Annotated in this window: 13 protein-coding genes; 7 read left to right on the top strand and 6 right to left on the bottom strand. The window is 38.8% G+C overall.

What is annotated here, in order from left to right; all coding sequences use genetic code 11:
• Positions 1 to 62: 62 nt before the first annotated feature.
• From ACR30L_RS19275 to ACR30L_RS19265, 3 genes are all read right to left on the bottom strand, one after another.
• Positions 63 to 416, bottom strand: a complete 354-nt coding sequence (locus tag ACR30L_RS19275) for a GFA family protein (protein WP_435235854.1) — start codon at positions 414 to 416, stop codon at positions 63 to 65.
• 23 nt (positions 417 to 439) lie between these two features.
• Positions 440 to 1,033, bottom strand: a complete 594-nt coding sequence (locus tag ACR30L_RS19270) for a PIN domain-containing protein (protein ID WP_435235853.1) — start codon at positions 1,031 to 1,033, stop codon at positions 440 to 442.
• A gap of 357 nt (positions 1,034 to 1,390) precedes the next feature.
• Positions 1,391 to 1,906 carry a hypothetical protein gene (locus tag ACR30L_RS19265; protein WP_435235852.1) on the bottom strand — a complete coding sequence of 172 codons (516 nt, stop codon included), beginning with the start codon at positions 1,904 to 1,906 and terminating at the stop codon, positions 1,391 to 1,393.
• Between the two features lie 273 nt (positions 1,907 to 2,179).
• Here ACR30L_RS19265 and ACR30L_RS19260 point away from each other — a divergent pair, with 273 nt between their 5' ends.
• Together ACR30L_RS19260 and ACR30L_RS19255 are read left to right on the top strand one after the other, a co-directional pair.
• Positions 2,180 to 2,665, top strand: coding sequence for a VOC family protein (locus ACR30L_RS19260; protein WP_435235851.1), 486 nt, complete (start codon positions 2,180 to 2,182; stop codon positions 2,663 to 2,665).
• Positions 2,666 to 2,868: 203 nt separating this feature from the next.
• Positions 2,869 to 4,086 carry an MFS transporter gene (locus ACR30L_RS19255; RefSeq protein WP_435235850.1) on the top strand — a complete coding sequence of 406 codons (1,218 nt, stop codon included), beginning with the start codon at positions 2,869 to 2,871 and terminating at the stop codon, positions 4,084 to 4,086.
• Between the two features lie 96 nt (positions 4,087 to 4,182).
• Here ACR30L_RS19255 and ACR30L_RS19250 read toward each other — a convergent pair whose 3' ends face one another.
• Positions 4,183 to 5,055 carry a dimethylarginine dimethylaminohydrolase family protein gene (locus tag ACR30L_RS19250; protein ID WP_435235849.1) on the bottom strand — a complete coding sequence of 291 codons (873 nt, stop codon included), beginning with the start codon at positions 5,053 to 5,055 and terminating at the stop codon, positions 4,183 to 4,185.
• Between the two features lie 324 nt (positions 5,056 to 5,379).
• On the opposite strand from ACR30L_RS19250, the gene ACR30L_RS19245 reads away from it, so the two are divergent.
• Both ACR30L_RS19245 and ACR30L_RS19240 read left to right on the top strand, forming a co-directional pair.
• A complete protein-coding gene (locus ACR30L_RS19245) occupies positions 5,380 to 6,006 on the top strand; it encodes a TetR/AcrR family transcriptional regulator (RefSeq protein WP_435235848.1) in 627 nt (208 codons plus the stop codon).
• A 141-nt stretch (positions 6,007 to 6,147) separates the two neighbouring features.
• Positions 6,148 to 6,321 (top strand): hypothetical protein, encoded by a 174-nt coding sequence (locus ACR30L_RS19240; RefSeq protein WP_435235847.1) that lies wholly within the window; start codon positions 6,148 to 6,150, stop codon positions 6,319 to 6,321.
• 44 nt (positions 6,322 to 6,365) lie between these two features.
• Here ACR30L_RS19240 and ACR30L_RS19235 read toward each other — a convergent pair whose 3' ends face one another.
• Together ACR30L_RS19235 and ACR30L_RS19230 are read right to left on the bottom strand one after the other, a co-directional pair.
• Complete coding sequence (locus tag ACR30L_RS19235) at positions 6,366 to 7,535, bottom strand: zinc-binding metallopeptidase family protein (protein WP_435235846.1); 1,170 nt, start codon at positions 7,533 to 7,535, stop codon at positions 6,366 to 6,368.
• 110 nt (positions 7,536 to 7,645) lie between these two features.
• The gene (locus tag ACR30L_RS19230) at positions 7,646 to 8,437 is read right to left on the bottom strand and encodes an SHOCT domain-containing protein (protein WP_435235845.1); all 792 of its coding nucleotides are present in this window, start codon (positions 8,435 to 8,437) and stop codon (positions 7,646 to 7,648) included.
• 606 nt (positions 8,438 to 9,043) lie between these two features.
• Here ACR30L_RS19230 and ACR30L_RS19225 point away from each other — a divergent pair.
• From ACR30L_RS19225 to ACR30L_RS19215, 3 genes are all read left to right on the top strand, one after another.
• On the top strand, positions 9,044 to 12,355 hold the full coding sequence (locus ACR30L_RS19225) for a DUF2126 domain-containing protein (RefSeq protein ID WP_435235844.1): 3,312 nt from the start codon (positions 9,044 to 9,046) through the stop codon (positions 12,353 to 12,355).
• Positions 12,356 to 12,450: 95 nt separating this feature from the next.
• Positions 12,451 to 14,970 carry a circularly permuted type 2 ATP-grasp protein gene (locus ACR30L_RS19220; RefSeq protein WP_435235843.1) on the top strand — a complete coding sequence of 840 codons (2,520 nt, stop codon included), beginning with the start codon at positions 12,451 to 12,453 and terminating at the stop codon, positions 14,968 to 14,970.
• Positions 14,967 to 15,845: a transglutaminase family protein gene (locus ACR30L_RS19215; RefSeq protein WP_435235842.1), complete on the top strand. Its 879-nt coding sequence runs from the start codon at positions 14,967 to 14,969 to the stop codon at positions 15,843 to 15,845. The genes ACR30L_RS19220 and ACR30L_RS19215 overlap by 4 nt, the downstream gene beginning before the upstream one ends.
• The last annotated feature ends 44 nt before the right edge of the window (positions 15,846 to 15,889 follow it).

Below are 15,889 nucleotides of genomic sequence, written 5' to 3'. Positions count from 1 at the left end.
TTTGTCCATTATTGTATTTGTTACATTTTTTGAGGTTATAGCAATAACCTAATTTTGTGGGATTATTTCATGCCCGCGCCAATCGTCGCTCGAATAGGAATACCTTCAGGATCAAACTCTGCTAAGCAGAAGACGTTGATACCGTAATAGTCTGGCGTGACTCTTTTTCGATGAAATGGATAAATGCCGCATTTACTGCAGAAATAATGATGGGCGGTATGGGTGTGAAATTGGTATTCAGAAAAAAAATTTTTGCCTTGGATTAAGGTAAATTTACTTTCGTGTACCTTGACCATTAATGCATTTTTTCGGCGGCAAATTGAGCAATCACAGGTGGTTATTTCTGCAAAGTCGGTGATGATTTTGAATTGGATTTCACCACAATGGCAACTTCCCGTGTGTTCTTTTTCTGACATATCAATTCCCTTTGATTGTTTTCTTAAATTTTTGAGGATGAACTTGTTAACTTATAAGTTACTTTTGAGCCATTTTTTATTATTACTTTTCTTTTAAGTAATTCATTTAAAACTTGATTTAGTTCCTTTTCATTAAGTGTTTTATGGAATAATGAAATTATCGTGTTTATTAAAGAGGTGGCTGTTTTTGGTTTTGCATTTCCTCTTCCTTTCAGATGTTTAATAATAGTATCGGCTCTTTTGCTTACAGATATAGTAGTGGTGAGTTTAAGAAATGGTATATCAGCAATATCTTTAACTCGACTAGCAAGAATTTTTTTAGATTTTAAATGATCAATTAAAGGATCAAAGCCTGTGTCTTTGGAGATTATATGAAAAAAACAATCTGAGTTTTTTGCAGAAATATCACCAATATAATATGCGATATGAAAATCTAATGCATTAGGGCCATTCCCATTTATTTTTATATACTCAGCATTGCTTCCTAGACTTTGCATTGCTGCTACAAGCTCAAATGATAGTTTTGATTGTTTTTCTCCTACAAAAACAATCACCTTAAAATCATTCTTTTTTAGTAATTGTAAATTTTGAGGTTGAACATTTTCTAGATCAATCATTATATAATTCGTTCGCAAGTTAACTCCTTTATTTTTTTATATGCTCTCGTTTGTTATTATTAGTGTATTTTAATATTAATTTTATATGTTATGGCTGAGTGGTTTTATCGGGAATAACTTGGTGTTTAATTTGTATTTTTCGTATGCTTTCGCTTGTTGCTATTGATGTATCTTTTATTGTTGGTATTCCGCTTTGATAGCGTATTACTTTTCTTTGCTCAGGCAAAGAAAAGTAATCAAAGGAAAGGTTGCTTCTAACCATTTTATGAGTCTTAGACTGCTCAATCACTTTTTAATGAATATGAAAAATGGAAGGAGATCGCGTAGTCAATTTGGTTATAATATAATGTATTTTTATCATCTAACTCTACTAGTGCACTCATTATCAATTTTGATATTAGGGTTATCTACCTGTTTAACAACTTCAAATTTATTATTTAAATTATCTAACTTTAAAGTGTATTGAAAACGAGTATTTGGAGTTCTTTGATGATCATTTGGACCATAACCTATACCATTCACATTTAAAAGTTCATTTTTATTAACCATTGTATCAACACAGACTAACTTAGTTTCAGGTTGTTGAATTTTAGGCAAAACCATAAGATCGCCCCAGTGGGTTTTGCTAACGACAGTGAACTCCCCATTTATTGAACCATTTCCGCCACTGCAACCAATATCACCTTCCCAATACACTATTACATATTCATCATAATTGTCTGTTATTCCTTCTGCTTTGTATGAGTCTTTATTAATAGAACAAGCTATTGTTGAACTATATTTTTTTACTAGTTTTATTGATTTTGATTCTAAAGTAGAAGCAAGCGCATTAAGGGAAGTTAACATCAGGCAGGTGGTAATAATCTTATTCATTAATAATCCTTTAAATATTTATGGGAGGTTTTTTATAAATTTATTGAAAATATTGTTTTCAATAAAGATACCTATTTTTTATCAATAACTTAGGTCGTAATTTACACATTTAGCAATAAAATTGCAAAAATATAGAAGTATGTGTTTTTAATATATATAAACTTTTGTTATCAACTTAATAAAATATCATAATTTTAATTTATCTATATTTCCACTTATCATCACCTCGTCGAAACAAACAATGAATTTAAAAACATCTTATTGGAGAGCGTTATGAAAATGAATCATGTGGGTATTATGGTGGGTGATATGGATAAAGCCGTTGAGTTTTACACTAAAGCGCTAGGGCTTCGTATTGTAATGAATAATACTAAAGTACAGGAAGAACGTGAAACTGCGATTGGCAGAATGTGTGTTGCGGTGTTTGGTGAGGGGTTTAAAGGGTTTAATATTGCACATCTTGTGACAACGGATGGTATTGGTGTTGAGATGTTTGAAATGATTGACCGCGATGACCGCCACGTGGTTGATTTCTCTCGCCTTGGTATCTTCCATTTCTGCCTACAAACCGATGACTTTGAAGGGGCGATGGCGCGTACAGAGCAGTATGGCGGTAAAGTACGTATGGATGTAATGCGTTACCATCCAGAAGATGAGAGTAAGCAAGCGAAAATGGTTTATCTAGAAGACCCGTTTGGTAACTTATTTGAGTTGTACTCTCACTCTTACGAAGAAACATATGCCACTGAATATTCGTAATGAATTAAATATTGAGGCTGTCTTTTAAGGGGGGGGGGGCTTTTTGTCTCTATCCTCATTGCCATACAAGGTCTATCTTGATTGGAAATGGGGATTTTCTTTTTAGCCGTTACATTCTTTGCATTGACAGGTTATCATTATCAACAGTGACTTTCTGCTCGCTATTTTCCAGTCTTTATTTTCAGCCTAGAGGTTAACCTGTTTTGACTAATCAATCGAATGATCGTGACGATCACGCGTCTGCAATCGTGCCGTCGTTAAAGCCCAATAATTTATTAGTGTATGTGATGGCGATTGCCTGCGGTATGGCGGTGGCGAATTTATATTATGCACAGCCTTTATTACATACCCTAGCTGAGGTGTTTGGTACATCTATTGGTACTACTGGGCTGATTATTACCATGACCCAGTTAGGTTATGTGTTGGGCTTAGTCTTAATTGTTCCACTTGGCGATCTGCTTGAACGACGCCGTTTAATTACGGTTGTTACAGCGGGCACGGCGATTGGATTGGCTGGTGCTGCAATATCGACGGGCATTGGTATGTTTTTATTTTCTTGTTTGGCAATTGGTTTAACAGCTGTTGCTGCACAAGTATTAGTGCCCTTTGCGGCTGCTTTAGCCGAAGAAGGGCAGCGTGGTGCGGTGATTGGCCGAGTGATGTCAGGATTATTACTGGGTATTTTGCTAGCGAGAACCGTGTCGGGTGTGATTGCCGATGCCTATGGTTGGCAAGCGGTGTTTGGTGTTGCCACCTGTAGCATGCTGATTCAAACCGTTATCCTATGGAAGATGTTACCTAATAGTTATGGTGAAACGCGTATGTCCTATCCAGCCTTGATTGGTTCGGTGATGCATTTATTTCGTGATGAGCCTTTGTTACGCCGCCGCATTGTTTACGGTACATTAGGTTTTGCATCCTTTAGTGTGTTTTGGACATCATTGGCTTTTCTGTTAGCTAAACCTCCTTATAACTATAGTGATTCAATCATTGGGTTGTTTGGTTTGCTCGGTGCAGCGGGGGCGTTGAGTGCCAGTTTTGCAGGGAAATTACATGACAATGGCGGTACACGTTTAGGTACTGGATTATTACTGTCGTTAATTATGATTTCTTTTATGATCATGGGAGTATTTAGTGAGCATCTTGTGGCAATTATGATTGGCGTGATATTGCTTGATGTGGGTCAGCAAGGATCGCATATCTTAAATCAAAGTGTTATTTATACCTTAAATCCAGCGGCGAGAAGTCGAATTACAACGGCGTATATGACCTGCTTTTTCTTTGGTGGCGTAGTGGGTTCGGCTTCTTCGGGCTATGTCTTTGAATTTGGCGGTTGGTCAGGTGTGTCGTGGTTAGGCGGGGCGTTTGGTGCGCTTGCATTTCTATACTGGTTAACGGAATTTAGTGGAAAAAATAAATAATGTTTTATATACCCAAACCACTTGAATCTGCATTTTCAGGTAGCTTGGGTATAGCCTTATTGTATTGCTAAACACAATGAGACAATCTACGGCTTGTTAACCGCGATAAATTGGATTCGTTAAGCAAGTTGGGCCACCTTCACAGGCCATGCACAATGCGTCACCGTTAAACACTGTGACGTTCACGCCATTGTCTTCCATCACATTTTTAGTTTTTGGAAAGCCATCAATCATGATGCAGTTGTCAGGTGATGTGGGCAATACATTCAAGTTCAAGCCAAATGACGCTTCGAATTCATCGGCAGGGGCGACCACTAATTCAATATTCTCATTTTGCATTAACGTCCATAAACGCGCCGGTATTAAAGGCGGGTGAACTAGGTATTTGGTTTCGGTTAATGGGGAAATGACTGACATTAAATGCAAGCAAGCTTCTTTACCTGACCAGTAGGGCATATCAAAACCTAGCACTGTAATGCCGTGCGGATTAAGTAATGCATTGAGTTGGCGAATGCCTTCTTCATTCGAGCGGAATCCGAGACCGACAATCAGTGTGTTTTCGTTTAACCAAATCGTATCACCACCTTCTATCATGGCACTGCCAGTTAATTCCCCAAGGATCGGAATACCGATTTTTTGATAGATTTGCGCATGTAACTGCGGCTCATCGGCTCGTAATAATTTGCCCATGCGTAATGGAATCGCGCCAGCTTTGGTGATTAATGATGAATCGCGGGTAAACATTGCGTCGGATAGGCCATCGCCTTGATCTTCTATCCATGTAATTTCAGCACCCGTGGCTTCAATTAGTTTTGCAAATTCGTCGTATTCTTTAATGGCTTGCTCTGCATTAAAAAAGTGGTTGTAATGCCAAACTGCGGGATCTGCTTCTAATAAGCTTTTACCTGGACGACGCATTAATACGTGAGACATTTTTTTCGCCATCAATTGGCAACCATAATCAGCCATGTTTTATTTCCTTTGCTGTGATACCAAATCCAATAATTATCTACTTATTAAAATAAATGCTAGCTTGGTCATTGATTTTGTAATTAGAACAACTAGCTACTGCAATTAATGCCTTATTTTCATACATTTTTCCTGCATCCAAATAGTTCATCTAATTAAAAGAATTGGTATTTAATCATTAAATTTAGTTTATACACTTGTATTAATTTATACAAGTGTATAGTTTTGTTGTTGATGTTAATTATCAAGTACCACGGGTATAATGTTTTTTCTTTTTTAAATAATTAAATTCATTAAAGTAATTTGCCCATGACTGGAAAATCAATGCCAACCCCAAAAGAAACACCTGTTACTCGCAAGGATGAATTGATTGATGCGACTCTACGTGTTATTGCTGCTGGTGGAGTGAAAGCGGCCACCGTGCGCTCTATTGCTGACGAAGCAAAGGTGACTCAAGGGTTGATCAGATATCATTTTAAAAGTAAAAATGAGTTAATTATTGCGGCCTATGAAAAACATATGACGCGTTTGATTGATGTTGCTTCGAGTGCATCAGAAGGTGATTATGATTGTGCAAAAACACGTATGGCGATGTTTGTGCAAGCTTCGGTGAAACCGCCCGTTATTGATGTGCAGGTATTGGCAATTTGGGCCGGTTTTTTTCAGTTGTTATTTCATAATGACTCGATGCGTGAAAGCCATAAAAAAACCTACCACTTATTACGTCATCATATTCAAGATTTGATTGCTGATATGTTTAGGCAAGAGAAGAGACCAATGACGGATAAGAAGTTGCGTCGGTTAAGTATTGCGTGTAATGCCGTGCTTGATGGTTTGTGGATCGAAGGTGGTATTATCGGTGATGAATTTGAAGCCAATGAATTAGTGGATACGGCGATTCACGCTTTTAGTCAGTTATTGGATATAAACCTCAATGATTATGTAACGTAATTCTCAATAAGAATTAAATTCCGCTTTCTAAGCGGCGACTTGTATTGTTATAACTGCTGAGTGAGTCAAAGAATACAGCGGTTATTTCCCTATAATTTAGTTGAGTTTTATTAAAGCGAGCTAAGCCATAAGGAGTTCATCATGAGTTGTCCAAATCCCGGCGTTACAAATAATAAATCAAAAATTGAAAAGCTTGGCAATGTTGATAATTGGGAAGGTAAATATGTGCCCTTTGGTCGTGTTGATTATATGTCACTGTTTATTGGAATTTGTGTAGGTGCAGCTTTAACCTATGGTCTTTATCAGTTTTTTTAAAGTGTCACAACGGGCAACACTAGGTTGCCTGTTGTAAGCGCTTATTATTTCGATTCGGTTTCTAATTCAGGCAACAAATGTAAGCGATTATGAATTGCGTGATGAATGAATGCTAATTTGGTACGTACTGCTTGAGTAAGTACAAAAGGATAGGCATCGGGTAGTCCCATACTACGATTGAGCGAATTAAGGATCACCGAGAAATCAACCCACGCATCTAAAATGTCAGTAATTGATGTTTGTGCCGAGAAGTAATAAGCATCCTGCGGTAAACGTAATTCACCGACTTCCTCTGTTTCTTCCGTTGCATGCGATGTTGAACTACTAATAGAAAAATTTTGTGCTGTTTCTAAAGTATCGATGATGTGCATGTAATGTGCCCAGGTTTCAGCCCAGTCTTCATAGGGATGCATGGTCGCATAGCTGCTGATAAAGGTATCGCGCCAATTTGCAGGGGCACCATTTTCATAATGATGTTTGAGTGCTTCCTGGTAATCGAGTTCATCATCACCAAAATATTGTTTACATAAGGTATGCTTTTCCGGCGAGTTAATAATTAATTTATCGAAGTAATAGTGTCCTAATTCATGACGGAAGTGGCCAAGTAAAGTGCGGTATTTCTCACCCATTGCAATTTTGGTTTGTGAGCGAGCGACGTCGTCAGCTTCGGCAAGGTTAATGGTGATATGCCCTGCATCATGGCCGGTAAAAACGGTTTCATGGTCGGGGAGTTTGCTCGCAAAATGATCTTTTACGTTGCGATCGGTCGTAAAATCAAAGCTTAATCCACCTTCAGGATCTTGCTTGATATTGCGTAAAGGTACCGGCAATGCCTTTAATGTATATAAAGCGCGGCGTTTCGCTGTTTCCATTTTTTTCCACAGAGGAATATGTTCTGGAACGGTTAAATCTGGCACAGTTTCATTAAATCGACAGGCAAAACAAAGTACTTCATCGCTGTCTTCTGCTGGTTCAAAGGTATTAAGATTCACCATGCCATTACAGACGTGGTAATGGGCATTGTTATCGCACTTTTTATAAAAAATTTGCGGTTCAGATGATTTGAAGAAAAGGCCTGTTTCTTTATCTAATTCATAGGGTTCTACTTGATCGAAGTCATCGTCTAGTCCGACTATTTTATGACAAGAAAGACAGTGGCTGCTTTCAAAAAATAAAGTGGGTTCATTGTTGCAATTACATTGGAATGTTTTCATCTACGTACCGAATTGATAAAAAGAAGGCTTAAGAGATTAACTATCCTAACGGCTTACTTTGCCTTAAAAAATTGAGAAAAAGTAAACCGTAATGATAGATGATGGTGTGGCTAAATACGTTTTAATAAATCCATTTTTTTAACGTTGTATTCATCTTCAGTGAGCGCACCAATATCTCGTAGTTGTGCCAGTTTTTCAATAATTTCAAGGGTTTCATTGGTTGAATATTGTGGTGCTGTGCTATCGAGTGTAGCCGTATTCATGGGTTCTATTGTATTAACCGGCTCGGGCATTGGTGTCATATCTTGTTGTGGTGCCATTGCGGGTTCGGCAAAGTTATTTTGCGGTGGTTCGATACTTTGTCCTGAAAGCAAAGGTAAACTGCTAACGCTAATGTTGCCCCATTGACTGCTAAACGTCAGAGAGGTATTACCGCCTTGTTGTTGGCTTACACCGCTAATGTTGTTATCTAATGTGTCATAGACAGAAACTTGTCCATTTAACTCAACGGCTAAACGGTTAGGGAAAACAGCGTAGCGAATGTTATTTTGAGCACCACTGCTAAAGGGTGTGCCTAAATCACCTGGCCACCATTGATTACTACCTGGCGTGCCAGCGGGAATAACTGGAAATACTTGATTGTTGACGAGTATATCGGCAAGTTCGTTACATAGATTATCAACGGTATTTTTTAAACCATTGTTGAACATGTCGCCGACCATTGTCATACCTCCTCGCATCCATTGCCCTGAACCACCAAGTTCGGGACAATTGAATTGAGCCATTGAACCGCCACCATTGTTTACAGCAACTAACATGTGGACTACTGCATCATGGCTTAGGCCATAACGTGACGCTATATTATTGACAAGATTTTCGCCAATATCGGTTAGCTTTTGCATAAAAATATCCTAATTAGTATGAGTGTGGTTTATTTTATAAGTGTTAATAAAATGAGTGAGTATAGGGACCGCGTTAAGTATCAGATGATGAAAGATTAACGGAAGTGTCATACTAAAACCGCATGTTCATTTTACTATGAAATAAAACGGTTAAATTTCGTTCTATTGTAGCACCTTTAAGGATGTTTAATCTGGTTTTATTAAGAACTATTTGTTATTCATTTCCAGTGTCTAATTGGGAGGGGGGTTATATCTTGGTTTGTTATTCGTTTAGAAAGAAATGCAGCGATGTATTCTATCTTAATTTGTATTTTTATATTCAAATGATGAAATTGAGTATATTCTGATAGAAGTTAATTATTCGATATTTTTAGTACTATTTTGGTGCGTTTTCTGCACCATTAGCTGATTTTTTATTCGCTTTCCACATTATTTTAAAGGTAAATATTTGTTTAATTAGCATATTTATACATATTTCAAGTAGCGTGACATACATAGTTTGCTCCACCAGTAAAGTGGAATAGAAATTGCACTTCTTAATCGTAAAGAGAGTTTAAGTCAGACGTTTTGTATATGACTACATCATTATTAAAGGGGAATTAATCGATGACAATAACCGTTGGTATTTCACACCATACTCAATATAAGTACGATCGGTCTGTTAATATGGGGCCTCATATATTCCGCTTACGTCCAGCACCACATAGCCGCACAAAAATTAAAGGATATTCTTTAAAAATATTACCAGAAGATCATTATATTAATTGGCAACAGGACCCTTTCGGCAATTACCAAGCACGAGTCGTTTTTAATCAACCCACCACTGAATTCAGTTTTACAGTCGATTTAATCGCAGAAATGACCGTTATTAATCCCTTCGACTTCTTTTTAGAGGAGTATGCCGAAGAGTTTCCATTTGTTTATGATGCGGTGTCAAAAGCTGAATTATCTCCTTACCTTAAAAAGCGTAAAGCGAGTCCTAAATTTTTGGAGTTAATTGAATCCTTACGACCAGAAAAGCCCATTCGAAGTGTTGATTACCTAGTTGAAGTTAACCAAGCTATTTTTAATTTAGTTGGCTACGGTATTCGTCTTGAACCTGGGGTGCAAACTGCGAATGAAACGATTACTAAGAAAACCGGATCATGTCGCGATTCCGCTTGGTTATTAGTTCAATTGTTTCGCCATTTGGGGTTAGCTGCAAGATTTGTTTCTGGTTACCTGGTGCAATTAACCTCCGATGAGAAGTCCTTAGATGGTCCGAGTGGACCTGAGGAAGATTTCACTGATTTACATGCATGGACGGAGGTTTATATTCCGGGCGCTGGTTGGATTGGTCTTGATCCGACTTCAGGTTTGTTCGCTGGTGAAGGTCATATTCCACTTGCGGGTACACCAGAGCCAAGTTCTGCCGCACCGGTGACTGGCGGTATCGATGATTGTGAGTCTGAGTTTAGTTTTTATAATAAAGTAACGCGAGTACATGAAGATCCTCGTGTAACGAAACCCTATTCAGAAGCGCAGTGGACTGCAATTAATCGTTTAGGTCAACAGGTTGATGATGTCTTTACTGAAGAAGGTATTCATTTAACCATGGGGGGAGAACCTACGTTTATATCGATAGACGATATGGAGCATCCTCAATGGAATACTGAAGCCGATGGGAAAGAAAAAAGAGTATTAGCTCAAACCTTATTTGTGGAAATGAATAAGGTATTTACGAAGGGCGGTTTTACTCATTATGGCCAAGGTAAATGGTATCCTGGTGAGCCTTTACCGCGCTGGCAATATGGTTGCTATTGGCGTAAAGATGGCGTGCCATTATGGAAAGACCCAAGCTTATTAGGCGATCCGAACAAAGATTATAAATTAGATCATACGGATACTAAAAAGTTTGCAGATAAATTGTGTAAATCATTAGGACTTGATACAAAAGCGTTGACGACAGCCTACGAAGATATTCTTTATCATCTTTGGCAGGAAGCTTCATTGCCCGTTGAACTGAACCCAGAACAACCAGAATTGCTTGATGCAATGAGTCGTAAAGGCCTATTGGCTAAAATGGAACGTGGGATTGAAAAGCCCGTTGGTTATGCCTTACCACTTAAGTGGAATGATGGGAAAAATTGTTGGCAATCATGTGATTGGGAATTTAAACGCGGTCATTGTTTCCTTTTACCTGGTGAGTCACCATTAGGTTATCGTTTACCCTTAGACAGTCTTGATTGGACTGATAATATTATTGACCGCGACCCCTTTGATATTCCTGAAACCTTTGCTAAAACTAAAAAAGCTAAGAAAGGATTTATCGGTAAGGAGATGATCAAAACGGCGCTGGTATTAGAGGTAAGAGAAGGGCGTCTTTATGTCTTTATGCCGCCAACCAGTCATTTCGAAGAATATATGAAGATCGTTACTGCTGTCGAATCTGTGGCTAAAGAATTATCTATGCCGGTTATTATTGAAGGGTATAGCCCACCCAAAGACAGTCGTGTGGAAAAATATGCGGTGACCCCAGATCCGGGGGTTATCGAAGTCAATATTCACCCTTCAACGTCGTGGAATCAATTGGTTGAAAGAACAACAACCCTATACGGTCTAGCGAAACAAGCGCGTTTGGGGACGGATAAGTTTATGGCCGATGGTCGTCATACCGGCACCGGTGGCGGTAACCACGTTACACTCGGTGGTGAAACGCCGGAGCAAAGCCCGTTTCTACGTAGACCTGATATTTTGCGAAGCTTTATTACCTATTGGCAACATCATCCAGGGTTATCCTATTTATTTTCTGGTTTATTTATTGGCCCAACCAGCCAAGCGCCACGTGTTGATGAAGCCCGTGATGAATTGTTGTATGAGTTAGAAATTGCTTTCTCGCATATGCCTGAAGGTGAAGTACCAGAGCCTTGGTTAGTGGATAGATTATTACGTAATTTATTGGTGGATTTAACCGGTAATACGCATCGTGCTGAATTCTGTATTGATAAATTATATTCACCGGATTCTGCAACGGGTCGTTTAGGTATTGTTGAATTCAGGGGCTTTGAAATGCCGCCGCATGCACAAATGAGTTTGGTGCAAATGGCACTGTTACGAACGCTCTTGGCTTGGTTCTGGCAAAAGCCTTATCACAAACCGCTAGTACGTTGGGGTACCGAGTTACACGATAAATTCCTATTGCCACAGTATGTTGAGCATGACCTATCGGAAGTGTGTCGAGATTTACAAAATGCAGGGTATCAATTCCAAATAAGTTGGCTTGACCCCTTCTTTGAATTTAGATTCCCAGTGTGTGGGACGCGTGAGCTTGACAATGTCACCATGGAGCTAAGAACGGCGATTGAACCTTGGTATGTATTAGGTGAAGAGTCCAGTGCGTCGGGTACTGCAAGGTATGTTGATTCGTCACTAGAAAGGGTACAGATTAAAGTGACGGGGATGGTTGGAGAACGTTATATCGTCACTTGTAATGGCCGTCGTGTGCCATTGAAAGCAGTGAAAGGTAAAGCGAAAGATGAAATGGTGGCGGGTATTCGTTACCGTGCATGGCAACCACCCACTGCATTGCATCCTACCATCGGTGTACATGCTCCACTGGTATTTGATTTAATCGATACCTGGGAAGGTCGCTCAATGGGCGGGTTTGTTTATCATGTGAGTCATGCGGGGGGCCGTAATCCAGAAAGCTTGCCGGTGAATGCCTTTGAAGCAGAAGGACGTCGCGTTGCACGATTCTGGGAACATGGGCATACACCTTCATTATTGGCATCGGGTGGACCAAGTTGGACTCCTTCAGCTGCACGACATCATTTTGAAACGGCTGAAACCGTAAGTGAGTATGTTGTACCGCCAGAAGAAAGCATTAATGCAGATTACCCAAGTACCTTAGATTTGCGTCGACAACCATCATTTAAATAAAGATAGATAAATGTATCATTCCACTTTGAAATTATTTAAGGTGGAATGATTAGGGTCTGTGATAGGCCCTAAAATTGTCAGGGAGCATGGTCAGCTTGTATATAAAAAATAACGCCGCGCAGGAATTACCTAAATGGTTATCTTCATATCTGAATAAGTTACATAATCATGATGAACTAGCCAATCACAGTGGCATTAACCCCGAACACTGGGATACCTTATTCAATCGTCTTTCTAGCTTATCGGCGCAGGATATTAGTGGGCGTGCTTTTGAGATTAGCCAACTGTTACAAAATGGCAATATTAAATATAAAAGCAATCAACAATGGCATTTTGATCCGCTACCATTTATGTTTTCTAAAGACGATTGGGCGTTACTTGAGGAAGGCATCAAGCAACGAACACAGCTTCTAAACCAAATTCAACAGGATATCTACGGCGAACAACATTTATTGATTAGTGGTGATATTCCCGCTCAACAATTATATCAAGATAGTAATTATCTCCGCGAAGGCTTCAGCTTACCTAACTACGAATTAAAACTATTTTTTACGGCGATGGATATTTACCGTACGCCATCGGGTGAATTTAAAGTTTTAGCAGATCATTGCCAGTGTCCACTCGGGTTAGGGGTGTTATTAGAAAGTCGTATTATTGCTCGACGTGTAATGGCGGAAGAGTTTGCAGAATGTAATGTGCAGCAAATTAAAGACTTTTTAGATACTTACGAAGAATGTATTAACGAATATACACGTTATATGGACGACCCTCGGATTGTTATTCTTACCCAAGGTATCGACGACCCCAATTATAATGAGCATGCTTTTTTATCGACCTATTTCGGTTATACCTTGGTACAAAGTGCCGATTTGACCGTGCGTAACGGGGAAGTCTGTTTAAAATCGTTACAAGGGTTGGGGAAAATTAACGTTATTTTACGTTGGATCCCCGATCGCAGTATCGATTCTTTAGAACAAACAGAATATTCATTGCATGGTATTCCTGGGTTATTACAAGCGGTACGAGAAGGGTCTGTTAAGGTATTGAATCCGTTTGGTAGTGGTGTCTTATTGTCGCCAGCGATTCAATGTCATTTGAGTACCTTGTCTGAAAAATTATTGAATCAACCGCTGATCATTAATGGCCCTAATTATTATAGTGTTGAGCAAGCAGATAATTTAGAGTTAAGTTTGCTTGAATTGGCCTGTTATAAGGATAAAAACCTCAAATTAGACGGTGTGGCGGATGCTGAAAAGATAAAGGAACTTATTGCGAAGCACCCTGAAGATTATTATTTCCAAGATAAACCGGTTTTTAGTAGCGCCCCTTTCTGGCACGACGGTAAGTTGGTCTCAAAACCCGTGGTATTTCGATGTTATGCCTTAACGACTGATCACGGTGTTGAGGTATTGCCTTCCGCATTATGCTTCTCGAATGAAAAAAGCAATGAACCGACGGCCTCCGGTTGGATTAAAGATACGTGGATAAACCGAGCGGCTAGTTTTGAGTCAGAAGCACATATTGTACCGGTACCAATTAAAAAACGGATGGATGTGAGTTTACTGGAAGGTGTTATTTCAAGCCGAACCGCTGAGCATTTATTCTGGTTAGGTCGTTACTTAGAGCGTTGTGAAAATACAATTCGTATTTTACGTATTTTTATTGATCGATATACAGAATTAGCGATTTATCCCGATGTGATGCGCCGCAATTTAGTTACTCGATTTTTAAGTGCAATTAAGTCACAACATATTGTTTACCCCTATGTAAATGAAAAAACGACATTAACCATTTTTGATCCGACGCTATCAAAGGAAACGGCATTTGAATTACTTGCCGATGAACAATGTGCTGGTAGTATTATTAATACCTTAAAATATTTGTCGAATGCTGCGGTACAAGTTCAAGAATTATTATCCCACGATAGTCGCCGTATTATTGAAGAAGTAAATGAACAAATAGAATCACTAAAAAAAGCGACTATTCAAATATCGACCCGTGCAATACAAAGCAGTTTAGATAAAATTATTGGTTCGATTATGGCTTTTAATGGCTCGATTTCTGATTGTATGCCAAATAGTAATGGTTGGTTTTTATTGGAAATTGGGCGTAGGATTGAACGCAGTATTCAAATTACCTCTCTGAGTTTAACCTTATTATCTGAGGAGTTAGACGAACCGGAAGAACTTGGATTATTAGAAGCGGTACTCAGTTCTCAAGTCAGTTTAGTGACCCACAAACGCCGTTATCGTATGTATCAAAGTATTGGAACAGGAATTGAGCTATTATTATTGGATGCTGAATATCCTCGTTCTCTGTTATTCCAGTTAGAGCAAGTTCATCAACTCTGCCAACACTTACCCACTAAGCGTCGGCCAGGTGTTATTGCGGCGCATGAGAAGGCCATTTTGTTATCTAAAACGACTTGTTATTTAACTGAAAAAGATTATTTACAGGAATGTGAAGATGGGCAGCGAAAACAGTTAATTGATTTTAGCCATAATATACGTGTGAATTTAGATACATTTTGCGATGTATTATTACTGCAATATTTTTCTCACACTAAAACAGCTAAAAAATTGAATTGGACCAATATTGAGCAAGCCCAATCGTGAAATATAGAATAAAACATTCAACTACTTATCAATATGCGGATTTTGTGAGTTTATGCCAAAATCAGGCGCGATTAACCCCGAAAACGAATCAGGGACAAGTGTGTCACAACAGCAGAATTGAAATTTTTCCACCTGTGAGTTACTTACGCCATTTTCAGGATTATTTTGATAATACTGTTACCGTCTTTGAAATTGCCACGCAGCATCGAGAATTAACCGTTACGATGACCAGTGAAGTTGAATTATTAGCCAAGCCGAATATTGATTTTAGTCTTGTTGATATGCCTTGGGAAAGCGTACGCGATTTACTTGCTGAGCCCAACTCATCGGAATTATTGCAGAGTGCTGAATTTGTTATACCTTCGCAATTTACTGTTATAGACGAAGGCATTAAAGCGTATGCACTTATCTCATTTTGTCCGGGGGCGAATCTAATTTCCGCCTGTGAAGATTTGATGGCACGAATTTTTCATGAATTTCAATATGATCCGGGATTTACTACGATTAGCACACCGTTAAGTGTTGTTTTTGCACAAAAAAAGGGCGTTTGCCAAGATTTTGCACACTTTGCGTTAGCGTGTTTACGTAGTATTGGTTTAGCGGGACGATATGTCAGTGGATATATTGAAACGTTACCGCCAGAAGGAGAAGAAAAGTTAGAAGGTGCCGATGCAACGCATGCATGGTTTTCCGTATTTCTACCAGGCGTTGGTTGGATTGACTTTGATCCAACTAACAATGTGTTACCTAACGATCAACATATATCTCTCGCATTTGGGCGGGATTTTTCTGATGTCACTCCCTTAAAAGGAGTTGTATTTGGTGGAGGCAGTCAGTTACTAGATGTTGCGGTGGATATGATTCGATTAGAGTGACGTTAATAACTAAATGATTTTAAATAATTTGATTATTTAAAAAA

It is taken from the genome of Psychromonas saccharinae (genome assembly GCF_051201515.1).
Taxonomy (GTDB): domain Bacteria; phylum Pseudomonadota; class Gammaproteobacteria; order Enterobacterales; family Psychromonadaceae; genus Psychromonas.
This window is presented reverse-complemented; position numbering and strand designations above follow the sequence as displayed.

What these genes read in the sequence shown, in the direction of transcription:
- ACR30L_RS19265 (WP_435235852.1), bottom strand. Translation starts at nt 1,906, where the DNA reads ATGAATAAGATTATTACCACCTGCCTGATGTTAACTTCCCTTAATGCG.
- ACR30L_RS19250 (WP_435235849.1), bottom strand. Translation starts at nt 5,055, where the DNA reads ATGGCTGATTATGGTTGCCAATTGATGGCGAAAAAAATGTCTCACGTA.
- ACR30L_RS19230 (WP_435235845.1), bottom strand. Translation starts at nt 8,437, where the DNA reads ATGCAAAAGCTAACCGATATTGGCGAAAATCTTGTCAATAATATAGCG.
- ACR30L_RS19275 (WP_435235854.1), bottom strand. Translation starts at nt 416, where the DNA reads ATGTCAGAAAAAGAACACACGGGAAGTTGCCATTGTGGTGAAATCCAA.
- ACR30L_RS19245 (WP_435235848.1), top strand. Translation starts at nt 5,380, where the DNA reads ATGCCAACCCCAAAAGAAACACCTGTTACTCGCAAGGATGAATTGATT.
- ACR30L_RS19240 (WP_435235847.1), top strand. Translation starts at nt 6,148, where the DNA reads ATGAGTTGTCCAAATCCCGGCGTTACAAATAATAAATCAAAAATTGAA.
- ACR30L_RS19270 (WP_435235853.1), bottom strand. Translation starts at nt 1,033, where the DNA reads ATGATTGATCTAGAAAATGTTCAACCTCAAAATTTACAATTACTAAAA.
- ACR30L_RS19235 (WP_435235846.1), bottom strand. Translation starts at nt 7,535, where the DNA reads ATGAAAACATTCCAATGTAATTGCAACAATGAACCCACTTTATTTTTT.
- ACR30L_RS19260 (WP_435235851.1), top strand. Translation starts at nt 2,180, where the DNA reads ATGAAAATGAATCATGTGGGTATTATGGTGGGTGATATGGATAAAGCC.
- ACR30L_RS19225 (WP_435235844.1), top strand. Translation starts at nt 9,044, where the DNA reads ATGACAATAACCGTTGGTATTTCACACCATACTCAATATAAGTACGAT.